The sequence below is a fragment of the Exiguobacterium sp. GL_137 genome, assembly GCF_057834585.1.
The window spans coordinates 871,430-883,919 of sequence record NZ_CM174406.1 but is presented as its reverse complement, the minus strand read 5'-3'; the positions used below and the strand labels follow the sequence as shown (position 1 = coordinate 883,919).

The following is a 12,490-nucleotide window of genomic DNA, read 5'->3' as shown; positions in this document are numbered from 1 at the left end:
AGGGGAACGGATATAAATCTCCGTCCTCCCTCTCTTGCGTTGAATGATGCTTTCACTTGGAATACACCGGATAACTCCTTATTTCTGACAGGCGGCACAACGGCCATAAATCTCAAATTTATGATCTTCGACCTCAAATCCTGAATCTTTAATCGGTGACACCCATTCCATCGGACAAACATCCAGTGTTTCCGTCTTTCCACACGTCCGGCAAATCAAATGATGATGGTGATGACCAGACTGACAGGCGGCCCGGAATTTCATTTCCCCGTCCAGTTCAGTTGTCTCTAAAATATCGATTTCCGCAAAATCATTTAAATTCCGGTAAATCGTATCGTAACTGAGCGAAGGATGTGATGGGCGCAACTCTTCCGCGACTTCCCGCGCACTGACATACCGATTGGCTTCAAACAGATACGCCAATAAATCAAGACGCTTCGGTGTCATTTTGAATCCGGATGCTTTCATCCGTTCACGCGCTTGTTCGATGTTTTTTTTCATGCATTTTCCCTCCGATCCAAAAACGTTCAATCAGCATCACGAGAATAAGCTCTGCGACCGCCAGCATGACAATCATGCCGCCGGGCGCTAAATCAAATTGATACGCCAAAATCAAACCGCTAATCGTCGCCACTTCGCCAAACACGATGGCATAAAAAATCGTCGCCTTAAAACTTTTGGCAAGTCGAAGCGCCGCTGCGACAGGCAAGGTGATTAGACTCGATACCAGTAAAATCCCGACGACACGCATACTAATCGCAATCACCAGGGCAACAACGATCATGAACAAAATGTGCACCAGCCGAAGACGAATTCCGGACACGCGCGCCTGTTCCTCGTCAAACGATAAAAATAACAACTCTTTATAAAACGAAATCACAAATAAAATGACGACACCTGTAACAATCAAAATCGTATAAACATCTGTCAAAGTCACAGCCGAGACCGTTCCAAATAAAAAGGATACAAGATCCATTGAAAAGCCGTTCGCCAGACTGATGAAAATAGCACCTAGCCCCATTCCCGTCGCCATGATGATCGGTATGGCAAGCTCTTGAAAATGTTTGTACTTCGCGCGCAGCCAATCAATCGTCAACGCTGCCATGACCGATGTCACGATTCCGAGATAAAGCGGATTTAAATCGACCAGACTCGCAACCATACCGGATATCAACAGGCTGAGGGCAATTCCGGCTAGTGTGACGTGTGATAACGCATCCGCAATCAAACTCATTCGCCGGACGACGACGAATGAACCGATCAACGGAGCCGTAAAACCGATCAATACCGCCGCAACAAGCGCATATTGTAAAAACTTTAATGTCATGAACGCTTCAATCACTGGACGACCTCCCCTTGGTGGACAAGAACACGTCCCGGAACAGGATACAAGGAACGAATCGTCTGCTCGTCCAGTTCCCAGTATTCTTTAATACCGCAATTACAACCGAGTCGCCCGTCAACGAGATGAATCACATCCGTCACGAGCTTGCTGACGAAGTGGATATCATGTGTCACAAGGACGAAAGTCCGTTTTTTATCACGTCGCAATTCTTCCAAGATTTCATAAAACTCTTTGACGTACCGTTGATCGACTCCGACCGTTGGTTCATCTAAAATCATCAAATCCGGATCGTTGACGAGCGCCCGGGCGATAAAGACCCGCTGTTGCTGACCGCCTGACAAGTCACCGACTTTCGAATCGCGTCGATCCCACATGCCGACTGTTTCAAGCGCCGTCTTTACTTTTTCACGGTCCTGCTTCGTCACACGCCGAAATAATCCTTTTTTCGCATACAACCCCATCTCGACGACTTCAGCGACCGTGACCGGAAATCCTGAATTGAACGATGCCGCTTTTTGAGATACGTAACTGATCCGCCACCAGTCACTGAAGGCTGCTTGATTCTGTCCGAACAAACGAATCGAACCTTTAGGTTTTAATAAACCGAGCATACATTTGATTAACGTCGATTTGCCGGATCCATTTTCTCCGACGATGGCCAGGAATTGTCCCTGTTGTACATTAAACGTCACTTCATTCAAGACACGTCGATCCGGATAATCATATGTCAGTTGTTTAATTTCAATAATGGGTTCTGTCATGTTTATTCTCTCCTTCCGTCTCATGTTAAAACGGAATAGTTACGTCTTATCAACTGTCTTATTATAGCGCCAGCCTTCATTCGTTGCAACCGATGTAACTTTTTTGTGAATAGACGCTTTTAGGGAGAGGCACAAGGTACAATAAAAGGATACAAGCTGTCGTTTTCAGAATCCCTGATTCGGGAAAAGATGGATTGAGTACTCAAAGGGGGCGGATTTGTTTTGAAGAATGAATTAGCAGTCATCGATATCGGGTCCAACTCGATCCGGTATGTCGTTTTCCATCCAATCGATTCCGGTCGATATATCGAAAAAATTAATGTTAAGGTCGTCGCTCGCCTCTCCGCTCATATTGATGAGAATGGTGCCCTCGACTCAGTCGGTATCCGGTTACTGTGCGAAACGCTACAACGGTTTCACGAAATCGGCATTACCCACCACGTCGAAGAAACCATTTGCGTGGCGACAGCGGCCATTCGAAATGCGAGTAATCGGCAGGACATCGTCCAAGCTGTCGAACAGGAAACGCCCTTTACGATGCAGGTCCTTTCTGATGAACAAGAAGCTTACTACGGCTATTTCGCGATTATCAATTCCACTTTCCTGACCGATGGATATTCCGTTGATATCGGCGGCGGATCCATGGAAGTCACGTTGATTGAGAACCGGGAAATGATTGCTTATCATAGTTTTCCTTTCGGTGCTGTCACGTTGACTCGTCAATTTCTCTCTGGAGAAACCATGACGTCAGGTGAACAAAAGAAACTGATTAAATTCCTGCGTGAACAATTCGACGAGATTCCTTGGATGAAAAATAAAAAACTTCCATTAATCGGTGTCGGCGGATCCGCACGAAACTTCGTCCGCATTCATCAGTCTACACTCGACTATCCATTGCATGGGATCCATCAATACCAAGTCCGGTCGAAAGAGTTAGGGAAACTGATTGACGAACTGGAGGACAAAGCTCCTAAACAGTTGATGAAAGTCGAAGGGTTATCCAAGGACCGGGTCGATATCTTCTTACCAGCGTTAATCGCAATTCATGAACTGGCACTACATATCGAGGCAGACCAGTTCGTGATGAGTAATTACGGGTTACGGGAAGGTCTTGTCTACGAATATGATTTACACGAACAGGAACAGCGGCGTATCGAGAATGTACGCGAAGAAAGTCTTTATCAACTGGAAAGTGATTACAAAGTCAACCGTGACCGGATGAACTATCTCGGCACGATTGCCAAATCAATTTACCGCCAATTGGTGACGCTCGAAATTATTCCGGAACGGGCCGCTGACTTACGATTACTGGATTCCGCCAGTCGCTTACTTTATTGTGGGCAGTACATCAATCCGGATACCCGGTCGAATCAAACGTTTTATCTTTTGACGAATACCGATTTAAAAGGAATGACGCATAAAGACCGTTTAGCTTTGGCACTCGTCAGTTCATATTCGTCTTCGAAACGGATGCAACAGCTCTTAAAACCGTTTAAGGATTGGTTCACGGATAAATCGATCGAGCGGTTTGATTTACTCGGATCCATTCTGAAATTGACGGAAGCACTTGATGTGACAGAACGTCGTGCCGTCGACAGTCTTGAAGTTACTCTTGAAAAAGATAAAAAAGATATCCGGATCATTCTCGATACCGGTGATCATGATTACGGTTTTGAAGTCGAAAAAGCAGAGAAACAAAAAAAACACCTGGAACGTATCATTGATCGGTCCATTCAGTTTGACAATAAAGGAGGCGGCCTTACGTGAAGATTGACTCCCCAGAGTTTTTTAATAACCGGGAAATCAGCTGGTTACAATTCAACGAACGTGTCTTAGGAGAAGTGACGGATACACGAAATCCATTGATGGAACGATTTAAGTTTTTAGGTATCTTCAGTTCCAACCTAGATGAGTTTTATATGGTTCGTGTCGGTGGATTAAAGGATGAAGTACTGGCTGGATTCAATAAACCCGAAAACAAACAGCAACTCACACCGAAACAACAGTTACGTGCCATCGCTACGAAAACAAAAGAGCTTGTCGATCAACAATACGAAGCGTTTAAAGACGTCACCCAGGCGCTAAAAGCAGAAGGAATTTCTTTCCTGAAGAATGACGAGTTAAATGAAATGCAAGCAGAATATGTGAAAGCATTCTTCAGAGAACAAGTTTTTCCGGTTCTGACACCTGTTGCGGTCGATGCGTACCGTCCGTTCCCGATGCTTTCGTCTAAATCGTTGAACATTGCGACGGCCCTTGAAGCGGAAGACGGTTCAAAACGGAACCTGGCACTTGTTCAAGTGCCGGCCGTCCTGCCGCGTTTCGTTGATTTACCGGTAGAGGATGAGGAAACGACTGCTGTAATTTTACTGGAAGATGTCATCATTTCCTTCATTGACTCTTTGTTTAAAGGCTATCGTGTCTTATCAGCGATGCCGTTTCGGATTACACGAAACGCAGATTTACCGTTCCATGAAGAAGGAACACACGACTTATTAAAATTGATTGAAAAAGAACTGAAAAAACGGCGGTGGGGAGTCGGCATTCGACTTGAAATTCAGAAGAATGCCATCAACACGAACTTACTCAATATGTTACGCGATGTGCTCGACTTACAAGACCGGGATATTTATGCCGTCGATGGTCCAATTGATTTGACATTCGCTTTTGCGTTTTACAGCCAGATCGGGGTCGAATACGACCATTTGATTTATCAGACGATCATGCCTGTCGAACCGCCGGCACTTGAAAAATCGAAGAATTTGTTTGATCAAATTCTGCAACAGGATTATTTGCTGCATCACCCGTATCATACGTTTGATCCGATCGTCCGTCTGATTGTGCAGGCTGCTAACGACCCGAACGTCCTGGCGATTAAACAAACGTTATACCGCGTGTCCGGCGACTCTCCGATCATCAAAGCATTGAAGACTGCTGCAGAGAACGGGAAACAGGTTACGGTGCTCGTTGAATTAAAAGCACGTTTTGACGAAGCGAAAAATATCGAATGGGCCAAACAGTTGGAAAAAGTAGGTGCTCACGTCATTTACGGTTACAGCGATTTAAAGACACACTCAAAAATTACATTGATTGTCCGGTTACAGGAAGGCCGGATTCAACGGTTTGTCCATCTCGGAACAGGTAATTATAATGATTCCACAGCTAAATTATATACCGATATCGGTCTTTTGACGGCACGGGAACAAATTGCAGAAGATGCAACGAACTTCTTCAACTGGTTGTCCGGTTATGGGGAGCAACCTAAATGGAATGCCCTTCACACCTCCCCGAACTCGATGCTCGAGAAATTTTTATCATTGATTGATGAAGAAATCAAATATCATAAAAAACATGGTAATGGTCGAATCGTCGCTAAAATGAACAGTTTGACGGAAAAAGACATTATCGTGAAACTGTATCAAGCGTCACGCGCAGGAGTCAGAATTGAATTGATTGTTCGCGGCGTCTGTTGCCTTCGCCCTCAAATCAAAGGTATCTCGGAAAATATCCGTGTCACGTCCGTCGTCGATCGTTATTTGGAGCATTCCCGGATTTTTTACTTCCACCACAATGGAGACGATTTGATTTATTGTTCCAGTGCCGACTGGATGACACGTAATATGCGGAAACGGATTGAAATTCTTTTCCCGATCATTGATGAGGAACAGAAAAACTACATCAAGGATTGTTTGGCTTTAACGATGGCGGATAACGTCAAAGCACGCGAACAGGATGAATCAGGAAATTATCATTATGTAACAAAAGGCAAGCAAGCCTGTGAATCACAAATCCTGATTCAGCTCTATACGAACGGGAAATTAAAAGTAAAACCGTCTTTTGAACACCCACTCGAACAAAAATGGACACCGGTTGAACGGGCTGAAGAAAAGATCACCTTTGATCCAACTGCTGCTAAAAAATAATCGTTGTTTAACGTCAGACATCTTCATATAATAAGCTTGTAAGCGTTTTTTCATATGAAGAAAGGACTGGGCCTCATGCTTCAACAAATTTTATTATCATTGCTAGCAGGTATCATCTGTGGTGTCGTCTTTACTGCTCTTAAATTACCAATCCCTGCTCCACCTGTCTTTCCGGCCATTGTTGGAATTTTCGGTGTGTTCCTTGGGATGAAGGTATTTTTATTCCTCGCTGATCGCTGGCCGTTTTGATTGACAGAAGTATTCCTATTCCACATAAAAAGCGTTTTCTTCTGTTATCGAGAAGAAAAACGCTTTTTGTTATTTCTATAGTGCGTCCGCAATGACTTTGTCCCAATTGACGTCATCACAAGCTGTTTGACAAGTCGGTTCTACTTAGCATGTCGCACATTTTCCTTTTTTCGCTTTTTGGTGAAACGGAACAATGAAAAACCGGCATATCCAAAGATAAGCAGTTCAATTAAAATATCAATCATATGCATCCTGTTTCACTCCAGTTACTCCATTTTCACTGATAATAATTATCAGCCTTGATTATATCATGGAGACGCCATCTGAAAAACAGTAAGCGACTCAGGAATAACCCACTGAGACACTTACTGTTTGGGAGAAGTTTGATCCGACGTGGCAGCAACGTCTTCCATTTTTTCGATACTTTGATGTGCGACTCGATGACACGTCGGACAAAGTGTCTGAAAGTGCCCGTGATGTTCGTGCCATTCGAGAATTGATTGCTGCGTGTTTCCACACATTTCGCAACACGCTTTTAGCGGCGCGGGATGATTCCGCTCACGAAAACGTTCCATCCGACGGTTTTTTGCTTGATCGATTGTTGTCACATCCGACTCAAAATGACCGGCTTGCCAGGCTTCGACCAACCACTGTCTGACTTTCAAATCCGTTTGTCCGGGATTTACCTGTAACCCTGACAACGGTGACCCTAACAGCGGGTGTCGTAAATCCACGCTAATCAAATCCAGGCAGGCATACGTGCGTTCCTGTTCATCCGCCTCTGTCAGCCAATGCGGATCTGCCGGTCGTGTTGTGTATTCGCTGAACAAAACTTCGGCATACGCAACGATTCCATCTTTCGTCGCCAAAAATACTTCTTCCCCTTCGGCTAGCTCCGCCGGTAAATAAAACGGTTCTTTCGTTTCATAATATAAGACGACTGCTCGCCTTAAGGCAAATTCTGATTCTTCAACGACTAGTAGATGGCACACGCGACAGACACCTCTCTCATTTAAATGGATGTACCGATCAATGGCAAACGCCACTCGGCGTCAAAGTTTCCTGAGCGTAACATGGCAATTTCTTCACGATAAGGTGCGACCTTCTTTTTGGGATCCAGTCCGATATACGGTGTTTCGAGGACTTTTGGTAAATGGGCCAGATCCTGATGATGAACGATTCGATGTAACGGATCAAAACCGATTTCACCAAATCCGATATTTTCGTGACGGTCTTTTTTGGCACCGCGAATATTTTTCGAATCATTGACATGGATCACGCCAAGACGGTCAATTCCGACGATACGATCGAACGATTCCAATACTCCGTCCAGGTCATGAATCAGGTCATAGCCGGCATCGTGGACGTGACATGTATCGAGACAGACGGACAGGCGGTCATTATGCGTCACACCGGCAATGATTTCTGCCAGCTCTTCAAATGTCTTACCGATTTCCGACCCCTTTCCGGCCATCGTTTCGAGAGCGATTTTTACTTTTTCATCTCCCGTTAATACTTCATTGAGCCCTTCAATAATTCGTTTGATTCCGATTTCTTCCCCGGCACCGACATGTGCTCCTGGATGCAGGACGATATGTTTTGCTTTTTCGAGAGCTTCCGCCCGCCGGATTTCTTCTCCTAAAAATGAGACGGCTAATTCAAACGTTTCCGGTTTCGTCGTATTGCCTAAATTGATGATATAAGGTGCATGGACGACGATTTCTTCAATCCCGTTTGCTTCCATATGCAACAAGGCTTCTGGAATCCGCAAATCCGAAATCGGTTTCCGTCTTGTATTTTGGGGTGCTCCTGTATAGACCATCATGGTCGTTGCACCATAAGAGGCTGCTTCTTCACTCGCACCGAGTAACATTTTTTTGCCTGACAGAGACACATGTGAACCGATTTTCATTAAAAATTCCACCCTTCTTCTGCTTCTAGTGTACCAAATGTCAAAAAAAACAAGAACCTTTAGCGATACTAAAAAAACAAAGTCCACGAATTCTTTCGTAGACTTTGCTCAAGCCGTTCGGCTGAAATGCCGAGGACTGATTATTTTGTTTTACTGGCGTTCGCTTTACGCTCAGCACGCCCGATTCCGCGCTGTTCTTTGATTCGTTCGCGTTTTGCTGTTTCTTTCAGCTTATACTGGTGTTTCTTTTTATAACCTGGTTTGACACGTTTTTTCGCTTTTGCAGCTTCACCGGATAAACGGCTGTGAGCTGTTTTCGAAACCGCTGTCTTCATGTGTGGTTTTGCACGGCGTCGTTCTTTCACTTCGCTGACTTGACCACTCTTCACATCCACGTTGATGAATTCGATACCACGGTCCTCAAGACGGTTGATCGAACCGTTCTCATGATCTTCAAACAATGTGTAAGCCAATCCGTCCTGATCAACACGACCTGTCCGACCGACACGGTGAACATAGAAGTCGAGATCTTTCGGAATCCCGTGGTTGATGACGTGGGAAACACCTGAAATATCGATGCCGCGTGCAGCAAGATCCGTTACGATGACATACTGATATTTGGCTTCGTTAATTTCCTTGATGGCTTGTTTCCGGCGACGGGCCGGCAAGTCACCATGAAGCGAACCGACATTGAGTCCCGCTTCAAGGAAGAGAGCTTCGAGTTCGATGGCTTCTGTTTTCGTATTCGTAAAGACAAGACAAATATACGGGTTGAGGGCTTTCGCCAGTTTCAACGTCAAATCAGAACGATCGCGGTGCTTGACCGGAACCGTATGGTGCACGATTTTTTTCGCTGTCTGTTGTTTTGGATCCACATGCGCATAACGTGGATTGTTCATGTATTTTTTCAAGAATGGTTGCAGTTTTTCAGGAATCGTTGCGGAGAATACCATCATCTGCAACTTCTCAGGAAGCGCTTGAGCAATCCGGTCGACTTCCGGTAGGAATCCCATGTCGAGCATTTGATCCGCTTCATCGATGATGTAATGTTTCACGAAATGCGGTTTCAATGCTTGTTCTTTAAAGAGATCCAAAATACGTCCAGGTGTTCCGATCACGATTTGCGGTGAGACTTTGACACGTCCGATTTGACGTTCGCGATCCATTCCACCTGTGATAAGACTTGTCTTGATGTAATCCGGTTGTTTGACGAGGATTGATTTCAATTCCTCATGAATCTGCCAAGCCAGTTCGCGCGTCGGCGCAACGATGATGGCTTGCATTTCTTGAAGTTCCGGATTGACATTTTGAACGATCGGCAAGAGGAACGATAACGTTTTTCCTGTCCCTGTCTGTGATTGTCCAATGATATCCCGCCCTTTGAGCGCTGCCGGAATAATCCGGGATTGAATATCGGTTGGTTTTTTAATACGTGCGTCTTCGAGTGCTTCGACGACGAACGGGTGCAAATCGAAATGGGTAAATCCATTCATATTTGTCACCATCCTTTCTCTTTCTTTAACAATTAAAGGCGAATCGTCCGCCTTCACCATCTATTTCTTCAGTTCAACATGGGTATTGGTCTACTACCGTCATACAAATATGAATACGTATAGAAACGATCGGGAATTTTTTTGTTTTTCGTATGAAGCTTCAACGCGCTGAAGGCAACTTTCATCATCTCTTCAGCGGACTGGACGACTGTCGCGTCCATCGATTTCATGTCAACAGCTTCTAATATAGCACGATTCCCATCGATTCCGACAACTATTTTTCCGGAAATCTTCGCTTTTTTCAATGCTTCGAGTACGCCCATCGCAATATCATCATTGTGACAGTAGACTGCATCGAACGGAATTCCGGAGTCAATCACCTGCCGCATGACACGTTCGGATGTCACCGGATCATAGTTTCCGCTGGCCGAATCGACAATCGAAAGCGTTGGCTCATTTTCGATTCCTTTTAAGAATCCCCGGTGCCGTTCGTTTGTCGTATAGACGTTTGCCGTACCCGTGATCTCGACGATGCGACCCGTTGACTGACCTGTACGCTTGATTAACTCATTCTTAATATAGGAAGCCAATTGTTCCCCAATCACTTGATTATTAGATGTAATCGAACTCACGACAGCATCTGAGTGAATCATACGGTCAATCGCAAATACAGGAATCCCTGCTTTTTTGGCTTCTTCGATGGCACTGCCGATATAGACATCATCCAGTGTCGTGATAAAGATGGCATCGACTTTCAGTTGAACGAATTCTAAAATCTGTTCGCGTTCACTGATGCGGGAATTTTGTGACGTCGCTACTAACGCTTCATATTTATTCGCTTTCGCTTCCGCTTTAAAGGCATTGATCAACCGTTGTGCAAATTCATGTTTGTCATTGACAATCGTAAACCCCACGACATTCCGTTTAGGACTTGTTTCCTTTTGGACAAACATGTTGGAAATGACGAGGACGGATGCAATCCAAATGATCAAAACAAACAACCAGGACTTGTTGAACCTCATGCCTACTCCTCCCGTCTTGGGAAAAAGAGTTGTACCGTCGTGCCGACACCGACTTTACTGTCGACTTCGATTCTTCCATTATGCTGACGGACAATTTGATTGGACATGAACAATCCCAACCCGTTGCCGTTGATTTTGGATGTGTTAAACGCCTGACCCAGCATTAAAATCTGATTTTCGTCCATTCCGACACCGTTATCTTGAACGATAAACACAAACTGATCCGGATAGACATGAAGGTGGACGTGACAAATTCCGTCCGACCCTTTCGAATCGACAGCGTCAAGCGCATTTCCGATACAATTCGACAGCACCTGCAACAGGCCATTTTCCGAAGCATACAACGACGGCATGTGTGCCGGTGTGTAAATCTTGCAGTCTGCTTCATAAGGATGTGATTTCGATTCGAGGATGAACGTTAACTTCTCCATCATTTTTTTCATGTCAATCTGTGCCATCGCCAGCGTTGTTTTATCATTTTTGGATAAATCAAGCATTGTCTGAATCAGCTGGTTGGCCCGGTCCAGTTCAGACAATGCAATCTGCATCATATCCGGATTATTTTGTTTTTCTTCTGACAGCAATTGCAACGCCATCTTAACCGGCGTCAATGGATTTCGGATTTCATGGGCAATCCCTGCTGCGAGTTGTCCGAGCGATGCCAGTTTTTCCTGATGTAAGATTACCTGTTGCTGACTCAACTGTTCGACCCGTGCATGTTCCATCCGTTGCGCATATTCATTGTAGGCGGTGACCAAGGTCTTGACTTCATTTGAGCCGGAACGTTCCAGGGTAATCGGTTGCGGCGTCGTACTTTTTTCGATTTTTTGAACAAGCTCCAGTAGCGGTGCCGTCAATTGCCGTGACATCAAATAACCGACGATCAGACTGAGCACCAGTGTAAGTGCTGCAATGACCAGATATTGTTGTCGTGTCGTATAGACAGGTTCGTAAAATACACTCCGCGGTGTCCGCACCAGTATTTTCCAATCGGTCACCTTCAAATCACGTGCAAAATAGTACATATCTTTATTTGTACTAAAGATTTCATACGGTTTGCTGCTTTTGAAAGCCCGATCGACAACACTTTGACTCAAGAGGCGTTCTTGATCGGTTACGAGGTTTTTCGAGGTTGCGAGCGGCTCACCTTGGCTGTTAAACAAATAGGCCATCGTATCATCATCAAACGATTCCAGTGAATTTCGAAAAACGACGGAATTCATCAGACTGAGCCCTCCACCAAATACACCGACCCGCTCATTGCCATTTCGAACCGAGACATACATATAGGTCAAAGAATCATTTGTTATATCATAACGTGGACTCATATGAAAATCCGTACTCGTCAAGGCTTGTATAAAAGAGTCATCGCGACGAATCTTCGAATCCGAAATACGACGATCTTCACTCGAAAACCAGGTGATCTTATCGGTTTTACGATCATAATAAAAGAAGCTTTTAAATCCGGTATCGATATCGAGCAAATTCGAATCCCGGATCGCCCGATCGAGATTACTCATATTTGTGACATTCAATTGAAGACTCATGATTTTTTCGTGTAAGTTCCCGACGCTGTCACGCAGCGCATTACTTGAGACTTCGACACTTTTTTCACTCTGTTTTTCTGTCTGCTGTTCGACTCGTGAAATCGTGACGCGGTCTGCTGTAAAGGCAAGTGCCGAGATGACAAGACAAATAAGAATGAACAAAACAGCCGTGATTTGGAAAAAATAGGACCGCATCATCTTTTTCGTCTCCATCTTTTCACCCCTTCCTCATTTCTAG

General features: G+C 44.8%; 11 protein-coding genes. 3 read left to right on the top strand and 8 right to left on the bottom strand.

The annotated features are described in order from the left end of the window. Window positions 1-78: 78 nt before the first annotated feature. The 3 genes from AC3IRK_RS04560 to AC3IRK_RS04550 are packed head-to-tail and all read right to left on the bottom strand — an operon-like array spanning window position 79 to window position 2,106. Window positions 79-501 (bottom strand): Fur family transcriptional regulator, encoded by a 423-nt coding sequence (locus AC3IRK_RS04560; protein ID WP_114596389.1) that lies wholly within the window; start codon window positions 499-501, stop codon window positions 79-81. Then, window positions 473-1,342, bottom strand: a complete 870-nt coding sequence (locus tag AC3IRK_RS04555) for a metal ABC transporter permease (protein ID WP_131503172.1) — start codon at window positions 1,340-1,342, stop codon at window positions 473-475. Before AC3IRK_RS04555 ends, AC3IRK_RS04560 begins: the two co-directional genes overlap by 29 nt. Then, window positions 1,339-2,106: a metal ABC transporter ATP-binding protein gene (locus AC3IRK_RS04550; RefSeq protein ID WP_489170449.1), complete on the bottom strand. Its 768-nt coding sequence runs from the start codon at window positions 2,104-2,106 to the stop codon at window positions 1,339-1,341. Before AC3IRK_RS04550 ends, AC3IRK_RS04555 begins: the two co-directional genes overlap by 4 nt. Before the next feature lie 222 nt (window positions 2,107-2,328). On the opposite strand from AC3IRK_RS04550, the gene AC3IRK_RS04545 reads away from it, so the two are divergent. The 3 genes from AC3IRK_RS04545 (at window position 2,329) to AC3IRK_RS04535 (ending at window position 6,278) form a co-directional block, all read left to right on the top strand. Then, window positions 2,329-3,873, top strand: coding sequence for a Ppx/GppA family phosphatase (locus tag AC3IRK_RS04545; protein WP_131973197.1), 1,545 nt, complete (start codon window positions 2,329-2,331; stop codon window positions 3,871-3,873). Beyond that, window positions 3,870-6,029, top strand: a complete 2,160-nt coding sequence (locus AC3IRK_RS04540; RefSeq protein ID WP_131973198.1) for an RNA degradosome polyphosphate kinase — start codon at window positions 3,870-3,872, stop codon at window positions 6,027-6,029. The genes AC3IRK_RS04545 and AC3IRK_RS04540 overlap by 4 nt, the downstream gene beginning before the upstream one ends. Window positions 6,030-6,104: 75 nt before the next feature. Then, a complete protein-coding gene (locus AC3IRK_RS04535) occupies window positions 6,105-6,278 on the top strand; it encodes a XapX domain-containing protein (RefSeq protein WP_012369749.1) in 174 nt (57 codons plus the stop codon). A 365-nt stretch (window positions 6,279-6,643) separates the two neighbouring features. Here AC3IRK_RS04535 and AC3IRK_RS04530 read toward each other — a convergent pair whose 3' ends face one another. The 5 genes from AC3IRK_RS04530 to AC3IRK_RS04510 form a co-directional block, all read right to left on the bottom strand. Beyond that, window positions 6,644-7,270: a hypothetical protein gene (locus AC3IRK_RS04530; RefSeq protein WP_131973199.1), complete on the bottom strand. Its 627-nt coding sequence runs from the start codon at window positions 7,268-7,270 to the stop codon at window positions 6,644-6,646. A 20-nt stretch (window positions 7,271-7,290) separates the two neighbouring features. Next, on the bottom strand, window positions 7,291-8,190 hold the full coding sequence (locus AC3IRK_RS04525) for a deoxyribonuclease IV (RefSeq protein ID WP_188005241.1): 900 nt from the start codon (window positions 8,188-8,190) through the stop codon (window positions 7,291-7,293). Window positions 8,191-8,330: 140 nt separating this feature from the next. Beyond that, window positions 8,331-9,683, bottom strand: a complete 1,353-nt coding sequence (locus tag AC3IRK_RS04520) for a DEAD/DEAH box helicase (RefSeq protein ID WP_026828969.1) — start codon at window positions 9,681-9,683, stop codon at window positions 8,331-8,333. 68 nt (window positions 9,684-9,751) lie between these two features. Then, a complete protein-coding gene (locus AC3IRK_RS04515; protein ID WP_188005240.1) occupies window positions 9,752-10,705 on the bottom strand; it encodes a sugar ABC transporter substrate-binding protein in 954 nt (317 codons plus the stop codon). A gap of 2 nt (window positions 10,706-10,707) precedes the next feature. Next, window positions 10,708-12,465, bottom strand: a complete 1,758-nt coding sequence (locus tag AC3IRK_RS04510) for a sensor histidine kinase (protein ID WP_131973201.1) — start codon at window positions 12,463-12,465, stop codon at window positions 10,708-10,710. Window positions 12,466-12,490 lie beyond the last annotated feature (25 nt).